Origin of the sequence: Bradyrhizobium sp. CCH5-F6, from assembly GCF_001556045.1 — a bacterium.
GTDB lineage: Bacteria > Pseudomonadota > Alphaproteobacteria > Rhizobiales > Xanthobacteraceae > Bradyrhizobium.
In genome coordinates this window covers 231,084-254,887 of record NZ_LSIC01000121.1, presented here as the reverse complement: position 1 = coordinate 254,887, position 23,804 = coordinate 231,084, and the positions used below count along the sequence as shown (strand labels likewise).

The window sequence follows — 23,804 nt, the reverse complement described above, 5'->3', positions numbered from 1 at the left end:
GGTTAGAGCGATCGTCGGAAGTAATGCGCGATTTCGCCGATGACGCCGCGGCGGAAGGTGAGCACGCAGACCACGAAGATCGCGCCCTGGATCACCGTCACCCACTGGCCGAAACCAGCCAGATATTGCTGCATGGCGATGATAGCGAAGGCGCCGACCACGGGACCGAAAATGGTTCCGAGACCGCCGACCAGGGTCATCAGCACGACCTCGCCCGACATCGTCCAGTGGACGTCGGTGAGCGAGGCGTTCTGCGCCACGAACACTTTCAGCGCGCCGGCAAAGCCGGCCAGCGTGCCGGACAGCACGAAGGCCAGGAACTTGTACTGGTCGGTGCGGTAGCCAAGCGAGATCGCCCGCGGCTCGTTCTCGCGGATCGCCTTCAGGACTTCGCCGAATGGCGAGTTGATGATGCGGAAGATCAGGAGGAAGCCGGCGAGGAAGCCAACCAGCACGACATAATACAATACCGTCGGCTTGGAGAGATCGAGCACCCCGAACATGCGTCCCTGCGGGATGCCCTGGATGCCGTCTTCGCCATGGGTGAACGGCGCCTGGAGATAGATGAAGTACAGCAGCTGCGACAGCGCCAGCGTGATCATCGAGAAATAGATGCCCTGGCGGCGGATCGAGATGTAGCCGGTGATGATCGACAGCGCGAACGCCGCGACGATGCCGACGAGGATGCCGAGCTCGGGCGGCAGCGCCCACACCTTCAGCGCATGCGCGCTGCAATAGCCCGCAGTTCCCAGGAACATCGCGTGTCCGAAGGAAAGCAATCCGCCATAGCCGATCAGCAGGTTGAAGGCGCAGGCCAGCAGCGCAAAGCACAGCGCCTGCATCACGAAGAAGGGGTAGACGCCGGTGAATGGCACCGATGCCAGCACCAGCGCCATGATCACGAACACGATCATCTCGTCGCGCATCGCGCGCGGGGTTGCTGGCAGCGTATCGTCCGTCAGGGTTGTCATCTCAGGCCGCCCTTCCCGTCAGTCCCGTTGGCTTCACCAGGAGGACCAGCACCATCAGCACGAACACGACGGTGTTGGAGGCCTCGGGGTAGAAATATTTAGTCAGGCCCTCGATCACACCGAGCGCAAAGCCGGTGATGATGGAGCCCATGATCGAACCCATGCCGCCGATCACGACCACCGCGAACACCACGATGATGAGGTCGGCGCCCATCAGCGGCCGCACCTGGTTGATCGGCGCCGAGAGCACGCCGGCGAGCGCGGCAAGGCCGACGCCGAGACCGTAGGTCAGCGTGATCATGCGCGGCACGTTGATGCCGAAGGCGCGCACCAGTGTCGGATTTTCGGTGGCGGCGCGCAGATAGGCGCCGAGTTGCGTCTTCTCGATCAGGAACCAGGTCGCCAAGCATACGACGAGGGAAAACACGACGACCCAGCCGCGATAAATCGGCAGGAACATGAATCCGAGATTCATGCCGCCCTTGAGCTGATCCGGAATGGCGTAAGGCAGGCCGGAGGAGCCGAAATAGTTCTGGAACACGCCCTGCACGATCAGCGCGATGCCGAAGGTCAGGAGCAGGCCATAGAGGTGATCGAGCCCGGTCAGCCATTGCAGCATGGTCCGTTCCAGGATCATGCCGAAGATGCCGACGATGATCGGCGCCAGCAACAGCGCCCACCAGTAATTGATGCCGCCGAGGTTCAACAGGAAGTAGGCGACGAAGGCGCCCATCATGTAGAGCGCGCCATGGGCGAAGTTGATGATGTTGAGCATGCCGAAGATCACGGCAAGCCCGAGACTGAGCAGCGCGTAGAACGAGCCGTTGATCAGTCCCACCAGTAGTTGAGCGTATAGAGCCTGCATCGAGATTAGCTTCCGCCACCAGAATGAAAGCCCGCCTGCGGCACGACCGCGCGGCGGGCCACGAGAGTTACTTCTTCACCAGCGGACAGGCGCTCTCGGAGAGCGGCCGGAACGCCTGGTCCGCGGGGACGGTGCCCACCAGCTTGTAATAGTCCCACGGCCCCTTCGACTCCGAGGGCTTCTTGACCTCGAACAGGTAGGCCGGGTGAATCTTGCGGCCATCGACCCGGATACTGCCCTGACCGAACAGCGGATCGTCGGTCGGCATCGACTTCATCTTCTCGACCGCCTTGGCGCCGTCATGCGGATTGCCGCCCATCGCCTCCAGCGCCTTGAAGTAATGGATCAGTCCCGAATAGACACCGGCCTGCACCATCGAAGGCATCGCCTTGTTCTTCATCCGCTCGGAGAAGCGCTTGGCGAAGGCACGCGTTCCGTCGTTGAGATCCCAGTAGAAGGTCTCGGTGAAATTGAGCCCTTGCGCCACGTTGAGGCCGAGCGAATGAACGTCGGTGATGAACAAGAGCAGTCCGGCAAGCTTCTGTCCGCCGGCAACGATGCCGAACTCGGCGGCCTGCTTGATCGAATTGGTGGTATCGCCGCCGGCATTCGCAAGGCCGACAATCTTCGCCTTCGATGCCTGCGCCTGCAAAAGGAACGAGGAGAAGTCCGAGGAATTGAGCGGGTGCTTGACGCTGCCGAGCACCTTGCCGCCCGCCTTTTGCACCACCGCCGTGGTGTCGCGCTCCAGCGCCGCGCCGAACGCGTAGTCGGCCGTGAGGAAGTACCAGGTATCGCCGCCGGCCTTCACCAGCGCCTGACCGGTGCTGTTGGCCAGCATGTAGGTGTCATAGACCCAATGGATCGTGTTCGGCGAACACTGGGCGTTCGTCAGATCCGAGGTCGCCGCACCCGTGTCGATCAGGATCGAATTCTTCTCCTTGACGACATTGTTGACCGCGAGCGCGACACCGGAGTTCAGCACGTCCATGAAGATATCGACCTTGTCGACGTCGATCCATTGGCGCGCGATGGTGGTGGCGATATCGGGCTTGTTCTGATGGTCGGCGGAGACCAAGTCGATCTTCCAGCCCTTCGCGGCAAGTCCGGAATCCTCGATCGCCATCTGAGCGGCCAGCGTGGAGCCCGCACCACCGAGGTCGGAATAGAGACCGGAATTATCGGTCAGCACGCCGACCTTGACGGTCTTGTCCTGTGCCGACGCGCCGCTCGCGACGAATCCCAACGCCATGCCGAGAAGAAGTGCAGAAAAACGCTGTTTCATAATTCCCTCCGGGAAATCCACTATTGAATGCGTCGAGGCGTTAGACACCGAGATAGGTGTGGAGCTTGTCCATGTTGGCGGCAAGCTCCGAATTGGAGAACCCGTCGATGATCTTGCCGTGCTCGACCACGTAATACCGGTCGGCGACGGTCGATGCGAAGCGGAAGTTCTGCTCGACCAGCAGGATCGTGAAGCCTTCCTTCTTGAGCCGCGCAATGGTGTGGCCGATCTGCTGGATGATGACCGGAGCAAGGCCCTCGGTCGGCTCGTCCAGCATCAGGAAGCTCGCGCCGGTGCGCAGGATACGCGCGATCGCGAGCATCTGCTGCTCGCCGCCCGACAGCTTGGTGCCCTGGCTGTTGAGCCGCTCCTTCAGGTTCGGAAACAGCTCGAAGATCTGATCGAGCGGCAGTCCGCCTTCGCGGACCACCGGCGGCAGCATCAGGTTCTCGCGCACGTCGAGACTGGCGAATATGCCCCGCTCCTCCGGGCAGAAGGCTATGCCCATGCGCGCGATCCTGTCGGAGGTCGCGCGGATGATCTCCTGATTGTTGAACTTCACGGAGCCGGTACGCTTGCCGATGATGCCCATGATCGACTTCAGCGTGGTGGTCTTGCCGGCGCCGTTGCGCCCGAGCAAGGTGACGACCTCGCCGGCATTCACGTCGAAGTTGATCCCGTGCAGGATGTGGGACTCGCCGTACCATGCTTCGAGGTTGCGGACTTGAAGGATGTTTCCGCCGGTCGCGGCCATGGCCGGAGCCTCGGCGATCGCAGTGTCAGGCATGACCGGCTCCCAGATAGGCTTCCTTGACGCGCTCGTCCTTGGTGAGCTCGGAGTAATGGCCCTGCGCGAGCACCTGCCCGCGCGTCAGCACGGTGATGATGTCGGAGAGATTGGCCACCACGCTCAGATTATGCTCGACCATCAGGATGGTGTATTTCGCCGAGATGCGCTTGATCAGCGCCGCGATCTTGTCGATGTCCTCGTGGCCCATTCCGGCCATCGGCTCGTCGAGCAGCATCATCTCCGGGTCGAGTGCGAGCGTGGTTGCGATCTCAAGTGCACGCTTGCGCCCATAGGGCATCTCGACCGCGGGCGTGTTCGCAAACTCGCTGAGGCCGACGTCATTGAGCAGCTCGCGGGCGCGATCGTTGAAGCGGTTGAGCACGGACTTGGAGCGCCAGAAGTCGAACGAAGAGCCGTGCTGGCGCTGAAGCGCCACGCGGACGTTCTCCAGCGCGGTGAGATGCGGAAACACCGCCGAAATCTGGAAGGAGCGCACAAGGCCCATGCGGGCGACGTCCGCCGGCGCCATCGCCGTGATGTCCTGTCCCCTGTACAGGATCTTTCCGGCTGACGGTTTCAGGAACTTGGTCAGAAGATTGAAGCAGGTCGTCTTGCCGGCCCCGTTCGGGCCGATCAACGCGTGAATGCTCCCACGGCGAACCTTGAGCGCAACGTCGCGGACGGCGAAGAAGCCCGCGAACTCCTTGGTCAAGCCTTCCGTTTCGAGAATGAACTCATCGGCCAAACAGATTTCCCCCTGCCCGCGCAAGGCGCGTGGCTGTCCTTGTTGCTTCGGCTGTCCGGAGGCCTTGGAGCCCACCCTGGACGCCGCCTCCGGGCGCGGAATATGCCGGAGGTGACGGGGGTTAGGCAAGGCGGAAAGCTGAGCAGGTCAGGCCTCCGGCTGGGATACAAATGCTCCCTTCGTCGGACGCGTTTTGATGTCGTGCCTGCCCGGCCTCCCGGTTCGCAAGGCACCGGCCATCAAGCCGTCGTTAACGGTCTTTCGTTCGGTGCGCCAGCCTTCATAGAAAATTTTCCTGCGAGCCGGATCATGCGCGGGGGTTTCTACGTGGGGAATATTGTTTTGGATTTCGCAAGCGCCGCGCCTTCCGTCGTCAAGTCGATCAGGCAGCGTGATCTCCTGAATACGTGGCTGCGGCTCTATGCGCGCCATGAGGTCGCACCGGCAATCTGGGAGTACCAGCCTGCGCGGCTCGAGGAAGAGCTGTCCGATCTCATCTACTACACGGTGGAATTCTCGACGCCGACGCCGCGCCTCACCATCCAAAGCGAAGGCACGCGCATCTCGCGTGCCTATGGACATACCGGCAAGGGTGTCCTGCTCGATGATTATGTCGGGCCGCGGCTAGCCCCGTTCGTGATGCCGATCTATCACGAATGCCTGGCACGCGCGCTGCCCGTCTACAGCGTGGCCGAAGTCGAGGACATGAGCGGCCGCATCGTCGCCTACGAACGGCTGCTGCTGCCGTTCATGACCGACCTAAAGGTCAGCCACATCATCGCGTCGATCAAGACGTTCTGCGAGGACGGCGGCTTCGAGATCAAGAATCTGATGCGCGGAAATGACGCGCTGCCGCGCCCGAGACTGCGCACCGTGATCGATCGCGAGCTGTTTCATCGCGCGCCCGGCCGTATCGCGGCGGCCGACGTGGTCGAGCTCGCCGATCCCTCCGGCCCGAGCGTCGCCACCGAGATCATCGAGCTGAACTAGCGGGACTTGGCCCCGACTTCCTTGGCATAGGTCTCCGGCTTGAAGCCGACCAGCAGCTTGCCGCCAACCTCCAGCACCGGCCGCTTGATCATCGATGGTTGCGCTAGCATCAGGGCCAGCGCCTTCTTCTCGGAAAGGCCTTCCTTTTCGGCCTCGGGGAGCTTCTTGAAGGTCGTGCCGGCGCGATTGAGCAGCGTCTCCCACCCGACCTTGTCGCTCCACTGCTTGAGCTTGTCTTTCTCGACGCCCGCCGCCTTGTAGTCGTGAAACGCGTAAGGCACGTCATGGGCATCGAGCCAGGCGCGCGCCTTCTTCATGGTGTCGCAGTTCTTGATGCCGTAGATGATGTTGGGCAAGACGTTCCTCGCGCATGCCTGATGCCAGTGGGTGCGGCGTTGTACGAAACTCCGGTTCGCGCGACAATATCGGCGACAACGCCACCCTCCGGACGGAACGACCATGCACGTCACCCACGATCCCGCGGCCGCCGCCTCGCCGACCATCGACTTCAATGCCTTCCTCGCGGTCGACATCCGCGTCGGCACCATCGTCGACGCCAAGCCGTTTCCCGAAGCGCGCAAGCCGGCCTTTCGGCTGTGGATCGATTTCGGCCCCACGATCGGCGTCCGCAAGAGTTCGGCCCAGATCACCGAGCATCACCCGCTCGACACGCTGGTCGGGCAGCAGGTCGCTGCCGTCGTCAATTTCCCGCCGCGCCAGATCGGCCCTGTTGTCTCCGAGGTGTTGACGCTCGGCTTTCCCGACGCCGCCGGCAAGGTCGTGCTGGTGCAGCCGAGCAAGCCCGTGCCGAACGGCGGACGGCTGTTTTAGGAAACAGCCTACGACCGCTCAGGAATGTTCAGCCCGCGTTGCACCGCCGGACGCGCCAGCCCGCGTTCGAGCCAGGCACCGACCGCCGCGAACTGACCGAACTCAACGAGATCGCCGGCGCCGTAGAATCCGATGAGATTGCGCACCCAGCCGAGCATCGAAATGTCGGCGATGGTGTAGTCGTCATCCATGAACCATTGCCGGCCGGAAAGATGCGCCTCCATCACGCCGAGCAGGCGCCTGGACTCGTTGACGTAGCGCTCCAGCGGCCGCTTGTCCTCGAAATCCTTGCCGGCGAACTTATGGAAGAAGCCGACCTGCCCGAACATCGGCCCGACACCACCCATCTGAAAGTGCAGCCACTGGAGCGTCTGGTAGCGGCGCGAAGCATCCCGCGGCAAGAGCTTGCCGGTCTTCTCGGCGAGGTACTGCAGGATCGCACCGGACTCGAACAGCGGTAGCGGCCGGCCTCCGGGACCATTGGGATCGAGGATCGCCGGGATCTTGCCATTCGGATTGAGCGAGAGGAATTCCGGCGTCTTCTGATCGTCCTTGCCGAAGTCCACGAGGTGAACTTCGTAAGGCAATCCGATCTCCTCAAGCATGATCGAGACCTTGACGCCGTTCGGCGTCGGCAGGGAATAGAGCTGAAGCAGATCGGGGTGTTTCGCCGGCCAGCGCTTGGTGATGGGAAAAGCTGAAAGATCGGACATCGGGACCTTTTGTTGCACGGACTGAGGCGTGCTCAATCTAGGCGAGGCGCCGTGCGGCGCAAGTCCACTTCGTCCCGGCGACCTGTGCTCATGGCGGCAGCGTTGTTATCGCCATGATCGGGGTCCTTGCTTCATGCTGCAGTCGATACTCGATGAACCGCTCGCCCGTGATCAGCAGCAGGGCCGTAAAGGCGATCGCGAGCATCCCGGTCGCCAATTGGCACACGTCGTACATGGCGTTTGTCCCTCAGCAGTCCTTTGCCTAAACGTCGGCTGATGCGCCATGTTCCTGGGCGCACGCGAAAATATTGCTACTTTTTCCCAAGCCGAAACGAAGCCGCCGTTTCAACCAGCCCACAGGGACCGATGGTCGTTCCACAGCGTTGTCTCCGAATGAACATCGAGAAACGCGCCTTGCTCGAACATGCTGAACGCTGTCGCCGCGTCGCCGGCGATCTCGCACATGCTGAAGCCGCGCATCGCTTGCAGTCGATGGCCGAGGCGTACGAGAAGAGAGCCGCAAGACTCGACGACGATGCCGAGGATCGTGAGCAGAGCCATGCTCGTCGCAGCCGCTCGGGCGACGGAGGGTACCGCGAGGAGGAAACTCAATAGTTGATTTCCATCCGCAGCCCGCGCGGATCGAGCTCATCCCCACCGACGCGCTGCGTGCTGTCGCGCGCCGCTGTCGCACAGGCGCAGGCATCGATGAGATCGTCGCGGCCGATGCCGGTGCCGTGACGAAGCGTCAGCCATCGTTCGATCCTGGTGAAGCCCCGGTCTCTCAGCAGGGCAATACGTTGCTCGCGGCCCCGCAGCGACGTCTTCGGTTCAAGCCGGACCCGGCCCGCGAGATTCCAGAAGATCAATTCCGGATGAGCTTCCCGCGCCGTCGCCTGTCGCGCCGGCGTCATGAAATCGTCGACCTCCTCGAGCTTGTCTCTGATATTCCAGAGCTGCGCCGATACGCCCCTGCCCCTGCCTTCGTGCTCCCAGTAGTAGCGATTGGCGGCGGCCATGTCCGGGAACGTCCAGAGATCGCGGCGCGCGCCGAGAAACACGGCAGGGCCGATCAGCTCGCGTGCACGCAGATCGCACGCGCGGTAGCCGCTCGGATTCAAACCGATCGGCATGTCGATCATCGCACGCGCATGCGGCAGCCCGAGCAGACGCGCCAGGCCCGGCGAGTAATCAAAGCCATGATCGCCACGCTCATCGATCCAGGCAGCGACCCAGCCGAAGCGAAATCCGTCGAGACCGAGATAGGTTGGCACGTCGTTCGCTGACCCCATAAATTTCATACGTGCCTTCGCTTGACATCCGCAAGTTGCAGGCGTATTTCCCGCGACCTCGCGAACACTTCCGTTCGCGACAGACACCATGAACCGAGCGATGCCGTACCGCTACGAAAGAATTGCCCGCATACCGAATAGCTCAGAGCTATTCGATGTCGCATGCCCGGCTCATGGGAGCGATCTTGCCTGACCGCAAGATCGATAGTCCGCTTCTCACGGACCCTCCCGAGCCTGCCGCTCCGGAGGGTTTTTTGTTGACCGCCGCGCGGCCCAGTCGAACATCCCGGCAATCGCCGGAACGAGAGACCCGGATCTCGGGGCTCGCGCTGGAGAGGCGCGTGCCCAAGCGCGCGGGGCCTGCCGGAGGGAACGAGGCGAGGAGCCGGACACCGATGGCAGAGCGAACCCTGATGGTTCGCAACATGCGGCGCGTCGACAGCGCCGCGATAGAATTTTTGTGACTCGGTTTGCTGCTGTCATCGCGGCTCAACCGACGCTGGTGGTGAAGATATCGGATACTTCTCCACACGGCAAAGCGGGTATGCCTCCCGCCTTTGACACACGCACCGGGATGCGGCCTCGGAAAAGGTACGCACGCGGCCCGGCGCAGGTCCATCCGCAAGGACGGTCCTGTGTTGTCGTCACTGAAGCCGATATCGCCCGTTCCCCAGCCTACCCCTCAACGGCCGGTGTGAAAGCATCGGCCTGGCGGTGGTGAAGGTGTCTGTTACTTCATGGTAAAGGCGCGAAAGCGCCGAGCAGGTTCGACTCCTGCGCGCCGAAAGGCGGTTCGCCCGCAAGGGCAGCAACAGCATCGCCCGTTCCCCGCCAACCCCATCACGATCCGTGGTGAAGATTTCTGTTACTTCGCCTATCACGCGAGAGGTCGCGGGTTCGAATCCCGCCCGGTGTACCATGCACCGGTAGCTCAGTGGCCAGAGCGCTTTCCGGCAAGCTTCGGCTCGTCGGGTACAGCAATCGCCAGTTCCCGGATCGTGTCCCTTAGCCACCGCCGGTGGTGAAGAGCGCTGTTACTTCGGATCGCAATGTCGAAGGTTCGACTCCTTCCGGACGAACGTCCGTAGCTCAGCGGTAGAGCATGTGACTTGCCCGCAAGGGCAGTACAGCCTCGCTTGTTCCCCGGCACCGTTTCCACGTCCCCATCAACCCAAGAGGAGGCCGTCATGGTCAGGCTCAACAAGATCGCTCGCGCCTTCACGCGGGAGGGCGCACGCGCCGTGCGCTTCACGCCCGAGATGGAGCTGAAGCGCGCGCTGATGAACTGCCTCCTGTGGGAGGACCAGTTTTATGAGGACGGCGTCGCGATCGCCGACCGCATCAAGGCGCTCGTGCCCAAGGTCGCGCCCGCCAGGGTCGCGCAGCTTGCGATCGAGGCGCGCGAGGTGATGAAGCTGCGGCACGCGCCGCTGCTTGTCATCCGCGAGATGGCGCGCAGCGAGAAGCACCGCGCCCTCGTGGCCGACACGCTTGCCCGGGTGATCCAGCGGCCCGACGAGATGACGGAGCTGCTCGCGATCTACTGGGCGGATGCGCTGGGCCCTCAGCAGCAGCGCAAGCGTCAGCCGGTGTCGGCGCAGGTCAAGAAGGGCCTTGCCCGCGCGCTGACCAAGTTCGACGCCTACCAGCTCGCCAAGTGGGACCGCGACGGCGCGGTGCGGATCAGGGACGTTCTGTTCCTGGTGCACGCCAAGCCCAGGGATGCCGAACAGGCCAAGGTGTGGAAGCAGCTCGTCGATGGCGAGCTTGCTTCCCCCGACACCTGGGAGGTTTCGCTCTCGGCCGGCAAGAGCAAGCGCGAGACCTTCGAGCGGCTGATCGCCGAGCGAAAGCTCGGCGGCCTGGCGCTGCTGCGCAATCTGCGGCTGATGCAGACTGCGCAGGTCCCGCGCGAGACCATCGTAGGCGCGATCGAGGCGATGCGGACGGATCGTATCCTTCCCTACCGCTTCATCACGGCGGCGCGCTATGCGCCGGACTTCGAGCCCGAGCTCGAGGCTGCGATGCTCAAGTCGGTCAAGGACCATGTGCGGCTTCCGGGCCGGACACGGCTCCTGATCGACGTCTCGGGCTCGATGTTCGCAACCCTCTCCGCGCAGTCGGAAATGACGCGCGCGGAGGCGGCGTGTGGTCTTGCCATCCTCGCCCGCGAGATCTGCGACGAGGTCGAGATCTTCACCTTCTCGAATGAGGTCGTGAAGGTCCCGCCCCGCCGCGGCTTCGCGCTCAGGGACGCGATCATCAACTCGCAGCCCCACGGCGGGACGTATCTCGGCAAGGCCGGGACGGAGATCGACCGCAAGGGCGATCGCCTGATCGTCTTCACCGACGAGCAGAGCCACGACCAGGTGCCAGAGCCCAGGGCGCGCGGCACCATCGTGAACGTGGCCTCGTATCAGCACGGTGTCGGCCACGGCGCCTGGACCCGCGTCAACGGCTTCTCTGAAGCTGTGGTCGCGTGGATCGCGGCGTCGGAGACGGCGTTGCACTGACGCGCAACGACAGCGGCCCCGGACGCAAGACGCGCCCGGGGCCTTTCAAAATCTCTGAAATGACCCGCCGCCCCGGTTAAGGTGCGGGTGGAATGACAAGGACCCACGACCATGCGACGACCCGATCCCTACATGGAACGCGCCCGCGAGCTCTGCCTCGCCGCCGGCGTCGATCCCGACTCGCGCGTCGGCGAAGGACGCGGCCAGCCGGCCTGGTGCCTGTACAAGGACGCCGCGCGCAAGGAGCATCTGGCCCGCGAGGCCAATGCAACCGCGAGCTCGATCGCCGAGTTCCGAATGCAGGACGCCCGCTTCCAGAATGCGCCGCTGAAGGTGTTCGGCCCGCACGAGGACGCGACGATCGCGCAGATGCGCAACTGCATGGCGGTCGGCAATGTCGCGTCCGGCGTGATCTGCGCAGACGGCCATCTCGGCTATGCGCAGCCGGTCGGCGGCGTCATCGCCTATGAGAAGCAGATCAGCATCTCCGGCGTCGGCTTCGACATCGGCTGCGGCAACATGGCGGCCCGGCTCGACACGCGCTTCGACGACATCGCGGGTCTCGTGCCCACGATCATCCGCGACGTCGCCAAGACGATCTCGTTCGGCGTGGGACGTGCCAATGCCGAACGGGCGGAGCATGCGCTGTTCGACGACGGCGATGCCTGGCGCGAGAGCGACATGGAGTCCTACCGCAACAAGGCGGCGAGCCAGCTCGGCACGGTCGGATCGGGCAATCACTATGTCGACCTCATGCGCGACGAGGAAGGCTTCGTCTGGATCGGCGTCCACTTCGGAAGCCGCGGTCTCGGACACACCTCTGCGACGCGCTACCTCAAGGCCGCCGGCGGCAAGGACGGCATGAACGTCCCGCCAGCCGTGGTCGACGAGGATTCCGAGCTCGGCCGCCGCTACATCGCGGCGATGCAGCTCGCCGGGCGTTACGCCTATGCGGGCCGCGAATGGGTCGTCGAGCGCGTCCGCCAGATCATCGGCGGCAGCGTGACCGAGAGCGTGCACAACCACCACAATTATGCCTGGCGTGAGACCCACGACGGCAAGGATCTGTGGGTGGTGCGCAAGGGCGCGACGCCGGCGTTTCCCGGCCAGAAGGGATTCGTCGGCGGCTCGATGGGCGACGACGCCGTCATTCTCGAAGGCGTCGACAGCCCGGAAGCCAAGGCTTCGCTGTACTCGACCGTCCACGGCGCCGGCCGCCTGTTCGGACGACGGGAGGCGAAGCGGCGCTTCTCGCGCGCGGAGATGGACCAGTGGCTGAACGAGCGCGGCGTCACCTTGATCGGTGCCGACCTCGACGAAAGTCCGATGGCCTATCGCCGCCTGCCGGACGTGCTTGCCCAGCACGCCGGCACCGTGCGGGTCCTGCACACGCTGCGGCCGTTCGCCGTCGCCATGGCCGGCGAAGGCGAGTTCGATCCGTGGAAGGACTGAACGAGAAAGCCGGCGAGCGGGAGGAGCCATCCTCCCGCTCGCCAGCTTGCGTTGTCGGCTTTGCCTTGTGCCTGCACCGACGAACCGGCACCCAGCTGATGGTCAGTTCGCGCCCACCGCCTGGTAGGCCAGACGTTTGAACTCGAAGAAGAACGGGTTCCAGAAGCCCATGTAGCGCTGGGTCATCAGCACGCCGGCGGTATTGGCCTCAGGGCAGATCCACCAATGCGTGCCGGCAAGACCGCCCCACTGGAATTCACCAGTCGAGTTCGGGGGATCGAACGGCGTAGGCGCGAAGGTGACGGCGCCGCCGAGACCAAAGCCCTTGCCGGGAATGGGCCCGAGAGTGGCGAAGCGGATGGTCTGGCCTGCAGGCAGCTGGTTCGTCATCATCTGCCGCAGCGTCTCGGGCTTCAGCAGCGCGTCCGACCCGGGCAGCAGCGCGCGCACCAGCGCCAGCATGTCGGGCAAGGTCGAGACCAGCCCGCCACCGCCCGACAGCCGCGGCAACTGCCGCCGATAGGCTTGCGGATAAGGCAGATGGTCGGCCCGGGTCAGGCCGGGCTTCATGGGATCGAGCACGTCCGCGCCATTGTAGAGCGCGACCAGCCTGCCTTGTTGCGCCTCCGGAACGTGGAAGCCCGTATCGGTCATGCCGAGCGGATCGAAGATGCGCAACTTCAGAAAGACATCGAGCGCCTGACCGGAGACGACCTCCACGACCCGGCCGAGCACGTCCGTCGCCACGGAATATTCCCAGGCCGTACCAGGGTGATAGGACAGCGGCAGATCGGCGAGCCGGTCGATCATGTCGACGAGCGGCGTCAGCGGATTGAGCACGCGCGCCTCGTTGTAGCCCTTGAACAGCACCGTGCCGGGATCGAATATTCCGTAGCTGAGACCGGCGGTGTGGGTGAGCAACTGACGGATCGTGATCTGGCTTTGTGCGGGCTCTACCTCCGCCAAGTTCGTCGCACCCTGCTTGAGCACCTTGCGATTGCCGAGCTGCGGCAGGAATTGCTCGACGGGATCATCGAGCCCGATGCGGCCCTGCTCGACCAGCAGCATGATCGCGCAGGTGACGAAGATCTTGGTGTTGGAAAAGGCGCGGAAGATGTGATCGGGCGCAAGTGCGGTGCCGGCCTCGCGGTCGGCAAAGCCGACGCATTGCTGGTCGACGACGTCACGGCCCCGCAGCACCGCCCAGGATGCCCCGGGGATGATCTCCTGATCGACGTAGCGCTGCATTGACGTCCGCGCGGCGGAAAAATCAGGTGTCCTGGCGTCCATGTGTTTCCCCAATTATGGTTGGGACGGATATAGCGCGAACTCGCCAAATATGAAGCCCGCGCGGCGGCTATTCCTGCTTCATCAGCGCGGTGACATGGAGGCGGCGCCGGACCCGCATGCCCTGCCGCTGGTACAGGGCGATTGCTGATGCATTGTTGGAAAATACGTGCAGGAACGGAATTTCGTCGCGCGCCTCGATCTGGCGCGCGACCGCCGCCAGCAGCGCCTGCGCATAGCCGCGGCCCCGGTATTCGGGATGCACGCAGACCGCGGTCATCTCGGTGAAATGACCCGGCTTCATCCGCTCGCCCGTCATGGCCACCAGTTCGCCTCCGGCGCGGATGCCGAGGAACGTGCCGAGTTCGTGCGTGCGCGCCGCGAAGGGTCCGGGCTTCGTCAGCGCAGTCAGCGCCATCATCGCGGGAACGTCGGCGGCACCCAGGGTGACGATCTCTGCGTCGCGCAGCGGGCTGTCGGCGGGCGAGCCGATCATCTGCTCGCCGGTATCGGCGAGCACAACCTTGAAGCCGTCGGGAACGTCGACCAGTTCCGGCGTGAACAGCACGGCAACCTCCGAACCCGGCATCAGATCACCCAATGCAGCAAAACCTGCCGCGGACATGTCGGCCATGTCGGCAAACGGCGTCATGTCCGCGGGATAGCGCAGCGCCCGAGGGCCGCCTTCCGCGAGATGCTTCTGGGTGGTCGTCAGCGCGCTCCAGATCGGCCAATCCAGCAGCGCCAAATCACCGCCCGACACCGGCTCAGTCCTTCTCGAAGCTGACGATGACGGCGGCGTTGGCGATCAGGATCGGATCGTTGCCCTGTTCCGGGGCCGAGGGAATCTCCAGCCCGCCCTTGACCGCGTTGACGGTCACCGTGCCGTAAGGCAGCTCCTTGGCAACCGCGTCCTTGTCGACGGCTTCGGGATTGGGCACGGCGATCGTGACGTCCACGAACATGTCGTTCGCGGTCTTGCCGATCATCCGGAAGAAGCCGAGGCTCGAATGCCTGATGGCATCCGACACGGCGCGCTTGGCCGCCTTGGTGGCGTCCCTGCCGTGGACGTCGACGCCCATGCCCATCTCGGTGACACAACGAACGCGGGTCATTTCATGGTCCTGTGATTGGTTGAGTGATTGGGAGTGTCGGCGATCGGCGACCTCAACACAAGTGCGGCTCTCATCCAGGCTGGACGTGCCCGCCCAGACCTCCGTCATCGCGAGCGATGCCGCGACAGCTCCGCTTCATCAATCACGCCTTCGTTGTCTCATGCGCCCGCAATTCGTCCACGAGCACGCGCACATTCTCCGAATAGTCGATCGGGATCGAGACGAGATGCACGCCGCCTTCCCTGAAGGCCGCATCCAGCGTCGGGGCAAAACTGTCGATCGTCTCGATGCGGTGCCCCTTGGCGCCATAGGCCTTGGCGTACAGGACAAAGTCGGGATTGCCGAAGGTCATGCCGTAATCGGCGAAATGATCGACTGCCTGCTTCCAGCGGATCATGCCGTAGGCCTTGTCCTCCAGCACCAGCACGACGAGATTGAGCTTGAGACGGACCGCGGTCTCCATCTCCTGGCTGTTCATCATGAAGCCGCCGTCGCCGGCGACCGCGAGCACACGGCAGCCGGGATTGAGCATGGCGGCCATCATCGCCGACGGCAGGCCGGCGCCCATCGTCGCCAGCGCATTGTCGAGCAACAGCGTGTTGGCGACGCGGGTTCGGTAGTTGCGCGCGAACCAGATCTTGTACATGCCGTTGTCGAGCGCGACGATGCCGTTTTCCGGGATCACCTGGCGGATGTCGTGCACGATGCGCTGCGGCGTCGGTGGCCAGCGCGCCTCGGTGGCGCGATCGGCGATATGCCTCAGGATCTCTTCGCGTAGCGGGAGCAGCGCCGCGGCCTGCGGCAGCTTGCCTTCGAGCCGATCCGCCAGCAGCTCCAGGCTCGGGCCGACGTCCCCGACGACCTCGGCATCGGGGAAATAGACCTGCTCGACGCTCGCTGGCGTGTAGCTGACGTGAATGACCTTCGGCCCCGCGGGGCCCATGATGAAGGGGGGCTTCTCGATCGGATCATGGCCGATGGCGACGATCAGGTCGGCGGCGTCGATCGCGTCATGGATGTAATCGCGCTCCGACAGCGCCGCAGTGCCCATGTAGAGGTTGGTGCCGCCGGGCACGGTCCCCTTGCCCATCTGTGTCGTGAAGAACGGAATGCCGGTCCGCCGCACGAAGCTGGCGATGCCATGGGTCGACCGCGGCCGGCTCGTCGCAGCCCCCATCATGACCAACGGACGCTTTGCGGCCAGGATCATCTCCGCGGCGCGGTCGAGCGCGGCACGATGGGCGACCGGAATCTCGATCGGATGGACCGGAACCACGGGGACATCAGGCACTTCATCGCCGGCGATGTCCTCAGGCAGCTCCAGATGGACCGGGCCCGGCCGCTCCTCCATCGCCACGCGAAAGGCGTCGCGCACCACGGTCGGGATGCTGGAGGCGTTGACGATCTGCCGCGATAGCTTCGTTAGCGGCTTCATGGTCGCGACCACGTCGACGATCTGGAACCGCGCCTGCCGGCTGCTCATGATCGGCTTCTGGCCGGTGATCAGGATCATCGGCATCGCACCGAGATTCGCATAGGCCGCGCCCGTGGACAGATTGAGCGCACCGGGGCCGAGCGTCGACAGGCAGACGCCGGGTTTGCCTGTCAGCCGTCCATGCGTTGCGGCCATGAAGGCGGCGGCCTGCTCGTGGCGGGTCAGGATCAGCTCGATCTTCGAGGTGCGCAGCGATTCGACCAGATCGAGATTCTCTTCGCCGGGAACGCCGAAGATGCGATCGACGCCTTCGTTCTCCAGCGCCGCGACGAACAGGTCCGATCCCTTCACTTTATGGTCCTGCGCGCTCATGCCGCCTCCCGGTCTTTGTTTGCCGCCTGCGAGGATCGATCGTAGCGGTCCGCAGCTGCAGCACAACTCACAAAGAGGCGCGCGGCGGCTTCGAGACGCACGGGTCGTTCTCGCGCGGATAGCCGTCGATCATGGTCCAGCATCGTGCTCGCCCTGCCGGCTGCCGGGCGCAATTGACACGGGAATATATCTGACTAAAGTCAGACATCATGCTTGATGCCGTCTCCCGCGTTCGCCGCTTCAATCGTGCGGTCACCTCTGCCGTCGGTGCGCTCGACAGCTCGTTCCTCGGACGCGGCCGCCCGCTGGGTGCGGCGCGCGTGCTCAACGCGATCGGGCACGGCCGCTCCGACGTGGCGGAGATCCGCGACTATCTCGGCCTCGATTCCGGGCTGATGAGCCGGCTGCTCCGCAGCCTCGAGGAGGAAGGGCTGGTCGAGACCGCCGCGCATGAGGATGATGCGCGACGTCGCGTGGCAAAGCTCACGCGCACGGGCCGGCGCGAGTTCGCAGCCTATGAAGCGCTGTCGAACGCGCAGGCCGAGGGCTTGCTTGCGCAGCATTCGCAACGCGATGCGCTGCTGGCGGCGATGGATCTGATCGCCTCGGCGCTGACGCGCGAGCGCGTTGCGCTGAACGAAATCGACCCGCAGAGCGATGAGGCGCGCTATTGCCTTGGTGAGTATTATGCCGAGCTCGGCCGCCGCTTCAAACAGGGCTTTGATGTCTCGCTCTCGCGCGATCCCGATGCCAAGGACATGCGAAGGCCGCGCGGCACGTTCATCGTCGCGATGTCGGACACGCTGCCGATCGGCTGTGTCGGGCTGAAGGGCACGGATCGCGGCTACGCCGAGATCAAGCGTCTGTGGGTCGCGCCGGCCGCCCGCGGATTGCGGCTCGGCCGTCGCCTGATGGACGCGGCCGAGAACGCCGCGCACGAGCTCGGCATCGCGCTGCTGCGCCTCGATACCAACAGCGCGCTGCCCGAGGCCGGCCAGCTCTACCGCAGCACGGGCTGGCGTGAGATCCCCCGCTTCAACGACGATCCCTATCCGGACCTGTTCTTCGAGAAGCGGCTGGCGACGTAGACCTGCCATTGCAAAGCGCGCGCCCGGTCGCGGTCTGCTCGGGCATGCGCCGCCCGGCGGCACGCGATCAAAAACCTCTGCCAGCCTAGCCGCCTTGTTGCATAATGCGCATCGAATCAGGCGGGGACGGCGCCTTCCGAAATCATGACGACTTCCATCGCGCAGAGCCGGTTACCGGCCGTCTGGCCTCATGGTGCTGTGACGTCGCACGCCTCGGACCAAGAGGTGCATCGTGTCTGGAGAATTTGAATGACTGCATGCTTCCGCCCCCGCCGGCCATCGATGGGAATGACGATACTGGCATGCAGCAATATCTGTGCGGCAGCGCTCACATGGCCGGCCTCCGCCCACGACACCGCGCCTCGCGGACATGGCAAGACGACATCCTGTCCGACCGCGACCTTCCTCAGCAGCAAGATCGTCAAGAGACTGAGCGCGCCCTACAACGACGGGACGGCATTCGCGGACCTTCAGACCAAACCGATCTGGACGAGCGTCGTCTCGAATCTCTGGGTCAACACCGACAAGGCCAGGCCGTGCTTCGCCAACAGCGACACACCCGTCTGGGGCAAGGTCGTCTCCCGCATCCCCGCAGACGTCGTCGGGCTGGAACTCGCCGGTAATTTCGACCACGCCCTGGTCTACGTCACCGGTATTCCCGACTACACGATGGAAACGCCGAAGCTGTTCGCCGGCTTCAAGCCCGGCAACATCTATGGCGTCTACAAGATCTCCGCCGAACCGAAACCCGACACCGCAGCCCTGCATGCGTTCGCCTCGAAAGGAGCCATCGGCATCTTCGTCAACGGCGTCAGCATCTTCAACTATACCGACACGTTTTCCTACAATAACAAGGGCGCGTGGGCCTATGACGCGAACGTTGCCGAAGCCACGATCGTCAATTCGGACATTTCGCATGCGACGCCGAGCGACCTGCCGCAATTCCCCAAGAGCCGCGGCATCTTTCATAACCACCAGATGTCGCGTGAATTGCTCGAACGGTTGAAGGACCCCTTTGCGCTCGGGTCGCGCGCGCATTCCAGGATCGTCGGCTACGCCATCGACAGCTACCCGATCTACGGACCGCTGGGATACGCATCCTTGGACAAAACCTCCGGGATCAAGACGCTGCGGTCGAGCTATGTGAAGCGTGACTGGATCGAAACCGGCAAGGGCGGCACCGGCCACCGCAGCTCCATGCCCGAATGGGCGGTGCGCAACTGGGATCGCGGCAACGACACCGGCGCGAGCCTCGTCAATCTGTTCCAGAAGGCGAAAGCGGATATGCTCCTTGCCGACGAGGCTACGGAAGGCCCCGTGCGGTATAGCGGAAACGACGCCAAACTCGCGGGCGAGATCAAGGCGCTCAGCGACAGGAAGGGCCTCAAGCGCGACGGTCAGGGTTATGTCTATTGGGAAGCCGGTGTCAGGCTCCCGAACGGCAAGAGCGCCGTGGTTCGCAACTACCTGCTCAAATCCTCCGACTTGTGGGGGGCCGACATCGGCCAGTCGATCCTGCCCGTCAGCTATCAGATAGCGGACCAGGACAAGTTTCTGTTCAATGCCAAGACCGGCTCTTTCGCGGAGGATTATGAATTCGTCTCCGGCTATGGCGACCTCGATTTCTACAACGGCATCGAGAGCTTTGTTCCAGGGCAAAACCGCGCCGTGTATCACTACGTCGCGACATTCGGCGCCGAGGTTTCAGACCGCACGCGCCTGAGCAAGGCCGCCTTCCCCTACTTCATCGGCATCCAGTACCGGGGCGTCGTCGATCCCTTCAATGCCACGCTCGATGACAAGGTGAAGGCCAAATATCTCACCGACAACCGGGCAACGTACAAGCCTGTGTTCGATCTCGGCATTCTCGGAAAAGGAGAGGACGGCAAGCTGCAGACAGGTGCCGTGATCCCGACCTGGCAGAAGGTGCTGGCCGGGGAGTAACGGCAGCCTCGATGCATTGGCGAAGCGATGCATCGCGCATCGTTCCGGAACGCCAGCTCACGCCGTTGCCGGCGCCGCCTCGGCCTGCGGCTTTGCGAAGGGCCGAAACATCATCGCCATCAGGAAGGCACCAAGGCCCATCGCCCAGGACGCGACGTAGAGCCAGGCGTAGCTGGAGAACGCGTCGTAGATCAGGCCACCGGCGAGCGGGCCTGTCGCCATGCCGAGACTGCCGGCCATCGCGGTGCCGCCGATCACCGTGCCCATCATCTTGAGCGGGAAGTTCTCGCGGATGAGGACGGCATAGAGCGGCATGGTGCCGGCATAGATGAAGCCGAAGATGGCGCCGACCGCATAGAACGTCGTGAGCTGATGCGCAAAGACGTAAGCGAGCGCGCCGAACGCCTGCAGCAGGAGCCCCGAGACCAGCACGCGCTTGGCGCCGAAACGGTCGCCCATCAGTCCGAAGGCGATGCGCCCGCCGAGGCCCGCAAACCCCTCGATGCTGTAGATCGTCACCGCCGCGACCAGCGGGATGCCGCAGCTCACGGCATAGCTGACCGTATGGATGATCGGGCCGGAATGGGTCGCGCAGCAGAAGAAGTTGGTGGCAAGCAGAATGAGGAATTGCGGTGAGCGCAGTGCTTCGCCCATCGACATCTCGCCTTGCGCAGCGCCCTCGCCCGCCGGTGCGGCCGCGGCATGCGCCAGCGCCGGCGGACGGCGGACCAGGAACGAGACCGGGATCATGATCGCGCCGACCACGAGCGCGACGATCTGCATCGAGGTCCGCCAGTCGTGGCCGGAGACGAGCCAGGCCGCGAGCGGTGCCATCGTCATCGGCGCCATGCCCATGCCCGCGGAGACCAGCGACACCGCGAGGCTGCGATTTGTATCGAACCAGCCGGTGACGGTCGCCATCATCGGCGCAAAAATCGCCGCACAGGAGCCGCCGACCAGGAGGCCGAACACGACCTGGAACACCAGAAGCGAGGTCGCATGGCTCGCGGCGAACAGGCTGAGCGTCAGCACGGTCGATCCCGTCAGCACCACCGGCAGCGGCCCGAACCGGTCCGTCGCCGCGCCCCAGGCCATGCTGGTAAAGGCCATCGCCAGAAAGCCGATCGTCATCGCGCTGGAAATGCCGGTCACCGACCAGCCCGTGTCCTTCGCGATCGGCTGCAGGAACACCGGCAGAGAGAACATGCCGCCGGCCGCGACGCAGCCGAGCAGCCCACCGGCCGCGACGATCACCCAGCGATAGTTGGAAGAAGGCATTTCGGTCTCCCGTCTGGTCTGTCTTGGGTGAAAGACGAATGGGAACTACGCCGACCGACAGGCTCACATCATTTTTGCCGCAACTCTTGTCACCTGCCAGCAAAAAGCTGAAAACAACCCCATGCACAGTAGGCGGCCGCTGCGGGATCAATGACTTACGATGCCGGCAGCGTACGAATGCCGGGACGGCAGTTTTGACACGTCGGGCAAAACACCGGCACAATGTCATCATCCACCCCTGCCCGCGCTCAATCCACCGCCAAGACAACCTTTCCAAATCCTCCGCCCCGCTCCACGCTGCGATGGGCATCGGCGGCGCGTTCCAGCGGAAACACCCGGTCGACCAACGGTTTCAGCCCACCCGACTCAAACAGCGGCAAGAACCCTTCGGAGAAACGACGGACCATCGCCCGCTTCTCCTCCACACCTCGCGATTTCATGACGGTGCCCACCAAGTGCAAATGGTTGTGGAGCAGAAGGTTGAGCGGAATCGAGGGGGCGTGCTGGCCGCTCAAAATGCCGACTTGAACAAGGGTTCCGCCAGGCCGAAGGCTGCGAAGGTTGCGCGGCAGGTAATCGCCGCCGACGAAATCGATCACGGCGTCAGCGCCGCGATGATCGGTAAGCCTCGCGACGACGCTTTCGAAATCGTCGGCCCGATAGTCGATCACAACGGCGGCTCCGATGCTCGCGACAACCGCGAAGCGCTCGCCGTTGCGTAGACGGTGGCGCCCAGCGCATGGGCGACCTGCACGCAGGCGGAGCCCACTCCTCCCGCGGCACCGTGAACCAGGACGGTTTGACCTTGCCCGACGCCGGCAACATGCGAGACCGCTTCGACGGCCGTAACGAATGATTCCATGATCGCCGCGGCCTCGACGAACGAGACGTTGTCTGGAATGCTGATCGCCATGCGACGGTCGACCCGGGCGAATTCGGCATACGCGCCCCCGCCGACGATCGCCATCACACGCTGCCCGATCGAGACGTCGTCGACTTCGCCGCCGACGCCAACGACTTCACCGGCCAGTTCAAGGCCAAGCAGGGTGCTCTCGCCAAAGCTCTGATTGCCGTAGGCGCCGTTTCGCTGGAGAATATCCGCGCGGTTGACGCCTGCCGCCTTGACACGCACCAGCAGGTCGTGGGGACGAACCTCCGGCCTCGGCACTTCGGCCAGGCGGAGAACCTCCGCCGGACCGAAACCGTCATAGACGATGCCTTTCACTTTGCCTGCTCCTGCGTATGGGCCTTCGTATGGGCCTTCGCATGGGACTTGGCGCGCCGCGCGATGCTGGCGGCAAACAACGGGGTCTCGCGGCGATTGTGGTCGCTTCCGGCCGCTTGGCGCGCGTTGGCGGCGTCTTCGAAGGAAATGCCGTGCTTGTCCAGGAATGCCATGAAGACATCGGTCGGGTGTGCCGTGACGCTGTTCGTGTAACGTGTTCGCCCTTCATCGATGGCTTCGGCCTTCAGCTCCCAGATCACGTTGACCTGGGTCCGGCCATTTGTCGTAAACACGTCCGAGATTGAATTCATGCGGCAGTAGGTCTTGCCGGCCTCTTCCGCGACGTAGTGCTGGATGACCAGCCCGGTGCCGATCTGCTCGACGTTGATCATCATGCGGCGTCCGTCGTCTGTGGTGCTGACGCCGGCCGCAATGTGATCAGGCGGGCAGCAGCGCAGATATTCGGCTTCGGAGAGCGTGAACAGCCATTCGGCGATGTCCACTCGGTCGAGCGGCACATCGATGACCGCGGTATAGGCCGATTGCGACAGGATGCGATCGAGAACCTTCATGATAATCTCTTTCCATTCAATGGCTTGGGCCGGTAAGGCCCGCCTTCGAGAGAGGAGATACGGCTTCTGAGGGATGATGATAATGAACGTTGAGCTCGAAACCCTTTTGCGAAAGGCGCAAAGATGAAAGACCCGCGGTTTGCGGAACATCTGGCCATCTATGTTGACGTGGTTCGTGGCGGGAGTTTCTCCAGCGCCGCGCGTCATCGCGGTGTGACGCCCTCGGCCATCGTCAGGCAGATCGACGCGCTGGAGCACAGTGTCGGCGTGCCGCTGCTGGTGCGCTCGACCCGCGCCCTCGCGGTGACCGATGCCGGAGAACGACTGTTCGAACGCGCGCAGCGGTTGCTCGACGACCTGGCCGACACGCACGCCGAGATCGCCGCTTTCGACGGTGCGGTCGCTGGCGTTCTTCGCCTTGCCTGCTTTCCGACCTTTGGCAAGCGCTATGTGATCCCCACCCTGGAAACGATCATGCGGGATCATCCCGGCCTCACGGTCGAGCTCGATCTCACGGAAAGGCTCGCTGACCCCGTGCTGGAGCGGCTCGATGCCGTGATCCGGATCGGCGAACTTGCCGACAGCACCCTCATCGCGACCAAGCTGGCATCGCAGAACAGACTGCTGGTCGCCACGCCTGCCTATCTCGATCGTCACGGCACACCGACCGAAGCGAAAGACCTCACCGGCCATCGGCTGATCGACAAATTGCACGGCGCCGACCTGCTGGGCTGGACGGACGTGCTTGGCCACCCCGCGGGCGCAGCGCCCGGGCCGCAAGCCGTGTTTCGATGCGACGACTTCGAAGCGATGCGGCTCGCGGCACTCGCCGGCATCGGCATCGCATTCCTGGCAGACTGGGTCGTCGGGACAGATGTACGCGCCGGTTCATTGACACGAATTCCGCTCGACGACGAACGGTGGAATGAGGCGAAGGCCGGCGTCTATCTGTTGCGTGCCCTCGCCCAGCCGTCCGCCAAACTGACGATCCTGACTGCCGCGTTGCGGGATTCAATCGGGTCGCCGCCGGTGTGGGCGTAG

The 23,804-nt window shown here is 63.9% G+C and carries 25 protein-coding genes and 1 tRNA gene; 8 read left to right on the top strand and 18 right to left on the bottom strand.

The annotated features are described in order from the left end of the window. Nucleotides 1-2: 2 nt before the first annotated feature. From AX729_RS22170 to AX729_RS22150, 5 genes are all read right to left on the bottom strand, one after another. Nucleotides 3-971, bottom strand: a complete 969-nt coding sequence (locus AX729_RS22170) for a branched-chain amino acid ABC transporter permease (protein WP_061026488.1) — start codon at nt 969-971, stop codon at nt 3-5. Between the two features lies 1 nt (nt 972). Further along, a complete protein-coding gene (locus AX729_RS22165) occupies nt 973-1,836 on the bottom strand; it encodes a branched-chain amino acid ABC transporter permease (protein WP_008551982.1) in 864 nt (287 codons plus the stop codon). Nucleotides 1,837-1,903: 67 nt separating this feature from the next. Then, nucleotides 1,904-3,121: an ABC transporter substrate-binding protein gene (locus AX729_RS22160; RefSeq protein ID WP_061026487.1), complete on the bottom strand. Its 1,218-nt coding sequence runs from the start codon at nt 3,119-3,121 to the stop codon at nt 1,904-1,906. A 40-nt stretch (nt 3,122-3,161) separates the two neighbouring features. Beyond that, nucleotides 3,162-3,908 (bottom strand): ABC transporter ATP-binding protein, encoded by a 747-nt coding sequence (locus AX729_RS22155; RefSeq protein ID WP_061026486.1) that lies wholly within the window; start codon nt 3,906-3,908, stop codon nt 3,162-3,164. Next, complete coding sequence (locus AX729_RS22150) at nt 3,901-4,656, bottom strand: ABC transporter ATP-binding protein (RefSeq protein WP_061026485.1); 756 nt, start codon at nt 4,654-4,656, stop codon at nt 3,901-3,903. Before AX729_RS22150 ends, AX729_RS22155 begins: the two co-directional genes overlap by 8 nt. A gap of 309 nt (nt 4,657-4,965) precedes the next feature. Between AX729_RS22150 and AX729_RS22145 the strand changes: the two genes are divergently transcribed. Further along, entirely contained in the window at nt 4,966-5,646 is a 681-nt protein-coding gene (locus AX729_RS22145) for a PAS domain-containing protein (protein WP_061026484.1), read from the top strand. Here the strand turns inward: AX729_RS22145 and AX729_RS22140 are convergent. After that, a complete protein-coding gene (locus tag AX729_RS22140; RefSeq protein ID WP_061026483.1) occupies nt 5,643-6,002 on the bottom strand; it encodes an ArsC family reductase in 360 nt (119 codons plus the stop codon). The two genes, AX729_RS22145 and AX729_RS22140, sit on opposite strands and share 4 nt — an antisense overlap. 103 nt (nt 6,003-6,105) lie before the next feature. On the opposite strand from AX729_RS22140, the gene AX729_RS22135 reads away from it, so the two are divergent. Further along, nucleotides 6,106-6,477, top strand: a complete 372-nt coding sequence (locus AX729_RS22135; RefSeq protein ID WP_061026482.1) for a tRNA-binding protein — start codon at nt 6,106-6,108, stop codon at nt 6,475-6,477. An 8-nt stretch (nt 6,478-6,485) separates the two neighbouring features. On the opposite strand, the gene AX729_RS22130 is transcribed toward AX729_RS22135, so the two are convergent. From AX729_RS22130 to AX729_RS22120, 4 genes are all read right to left on the bottom strand, one after another. Further along, nucleotides 6,486-7,190, bottom strand: coding sequence for a glutathione S-transferase family protein (locus AX729_RS22130; RefSeq protein ID WP_061026481.1), 705 nt, complete (start codon nt 7,188-7,190; stop codon nt 6,486-6,488). 88 nt (nt 7,191-7,278) lie between these two features. Next, complete coding sequence (locus AX729_RS40575; protein ID WP_197433645.1) at nt 7,279-7,425, bottom strand: hypothetical protein; 147 nt, start codon at nt 7,423-7,425, stop codon at nt 7,279-7,281. Between the two features lie 110 nt (nt 7,426-7,535). Beyond that, nucleotides 7,536-7,751, bottom strand: a complete 216-nt coding sequence (locus AX729_RS22125) for a hypothetical protein (protein WP_156457144.1) — start codon at nt 7,749-7,751, stop codon at nt 7,536-7,538. A gap of 47 nt (nt 7,752-7,798) precedes the next feature. Beyond that, on the bottom strand, nt 7,799-8,464 hold the full coding sequence (locus tag AX729_RS22120) for a DUF429 domain-containing protein (RefSeq protein WP_061026510.1): 666 nt from the start codon (nt 8,462-8,464) through the stop codon (nt 7,799-7,801). A 941-nt stretch (nt 8,465-9,405) separates the two neighbouring features. Here AX729_RS22120 and AX729_RS39840 point away from each other — a divergent pair. The 3 genes from AX729_RS39840 (at nt 9,406) to AX729_RS22105 (ending at nt 12,447) form a co-directional block, all read left to right on the top strand. Next, nucleotides 9,406-9,561: transfer RNA gene (locus tag AX729_RS39840), tRNA-Arg, on the top strand. A gap of 108 nt (nt 9,562-9,669) precedes the next feature. Beyond that, nucleotides 9,670-10,995: a TROVE domain-containing protein gene (locus AX729_RS22110; RefSeq protein ID WP_061026478.1), complete on the top strand. Its 1,326-nt coding sequence runs from the start codon at nt 9,670-9,672 to the stop codon at nt 10,993-10,995. 111 nt (nt 10,996-11,106) lie between these two features. After that, entirely contained in the window at nt 11,107-12,447 is a 1,341-nt protein-coding gene (locus AX729_RS22105; protein WP_061026477.1) for an RtcB family protein, read from the top strand. A gap of 102 nt (nt 12,448-12,549) precedes the next feature. Here the strand turns inward: AX729_RS22105 and AX729_RS22100 are convergent, their stop codons facing one another. The 4 genes from AX729_RS22100 to AX729_RS22085 all read right to left on the bottom strand — a co-directional run bounded on the left by AX729_RS22100 (nt 12,550) and on the right by AX729_RS22085 (nt 16,656). Then, nucleotides 12,550-13,737 (bottom strand): serine hydrolase domain-containing protein, encoded by a 1,188-nt coding sequence (locus tag AX729_RS22100; RefSeq protein WP_156457143.1) that lies wholly within the window; start codon nt 13,735-13,737, stop codon nt 12,550-12,552. A 67-nt stretch (nt 13,738-13,804) separates the two neighbouring features. Beyond that, nucleotides 13,805-14,497 (bottom strand): GNAT family N-acetyltransferase, encoded by a 693-nt coding sequence (locus AX729_RS22095; RefSeq protein ID WP_061026475.1) that lies wholly within the window; start codon nt 14,495-14,497, stop codon nt 13,805-13,807. Between the two features lie 4 nt (nt 14,498-14,501). Further along, on the bottom strand, nt 14,502-14,849 hold the full coding sequence (locus AX729_RS22090) for a Lin0512 family protein (RefSeq protein WP_061026474.1): 348 nt from the start codon (nt 14,847-14,849) through the stop codon (nt 14,502-14,504). A 142-nt stretch (nt 14,850-14,991) separates the two neighbouring features. Next, complete coding sequence (locus AX729_RS22085; protein WP_061026473.1) at nt 14,992-16,656, bottom strand: acetolactate synthase large subunit; 1,665 nt, start codon at nt 16,654-16,656, stop codon at nt 14,992-14,994. Nucleotides 16,657-16,865: 209 nt separating this feature from the next. Between AX729_RS22085 and AX729_RS22080 the strand changes: the two genes are divergently transcribed. Both AX729_RS22080 and AX729_RS22075 read left to right on the top strand, forming a co-directional pair. Further along, nucleotides 16,866-17,744, top strand: a complete 879-nt coding sequence (locus AX729_RS22080) for a bifunctional helix-turn-helix transcriptional regulator/GNAT family N-acetyltransferase (protein WP_061026472.1) — start codon at nt 16,866-16,868, stop codon at nt 17,742-17,744. 249 nt (nt 17,745-17,993) lie between these two features. Beyond that, nucleotides 17,994-19,688 carry a YHYH protein gene (locus AX729_RS22075; RefSeq protein WP_082770502.1) on the top strand — a complete coding sequence of 565 codons (1,695 nt, stop codon included), beginning with the start codon at nt 17,994-17,996 and terminating at the stop codon, nt 19,686-19,688. Nucleotides 19,689-19,745: 57 nt separating this feature from the next. Here AX729_RS22075 and AX729_RS22070 read toward each other — a convergent pair whose 3' ends face one another. The 4 genes from AX729_RS22070 to AX729_RS22060 form a co-directional block, all read right to left on the bottom strand. Beyond that, nucleotides 19,746-20,966, bottom strand: coding sequence for an MFS transporter (locus AX729_RS22070; RefSeq protein WP_061026470.1), 1,221 nt, complete (start codon nt 20,964-20,966; stop codon nt 19,746-19,748). 248 nt (nt 20,967-21,214) lie between these two features. Further along, entirely contained in the window at nt 21,215-21,637 is a 423-nt protein-coding gene (locus tag AX729_RS41180) for a zinc-binding dehydrogenase (RefSeq protein ID WP_245325311.1), read from the bottom strand. Beyond that, nucleotides 21,634-22,191 (bottom strand): alcohol dehydrogenase catalytic domain-containing protein, encoded by a 558-nt coding sequence (locus AX729_RS41175; protein WP_245325309.1) that lies wholly within the window; start codon nt 22,189-22,191, stop codon nt 21,634-21,636. Before AX729_RS41175 ends, AX729_RS41180 begins: the two co-directional genes overlap by 4 nt. Further along, nucleotides 22,188-22,763, bottom strand: a complete 576-nt coding sequence (locus AX729_RS22060) for a hypothetical protein (protein ID WP_061026469.1) — start codon at nt 22,761-22,763, stop codon at nt 22,188-22,190. The genes AX729_RS41175 and AX729_RS22060 overlap by 4 nt, the downstream gene beginning before the upstream one ends. A 123-nt stretch (nt 22,764-22,886) precedes the next feature. On the opposite strand from AX729_RS22060, the gene AX729_RS22055 reads away from it, so the two are divergent. Then, the gene (locus AX729_RS22055) at nt 22,887-23,804 is read left to right on the top strand and encodes a LysR family transcriptional regulator (protein ID WP_061026468.1); all 918 of its coding nucleotides are present in this window, start codon (nt 22,887-22,889) and stop codon (nt 23,802-23,804) included.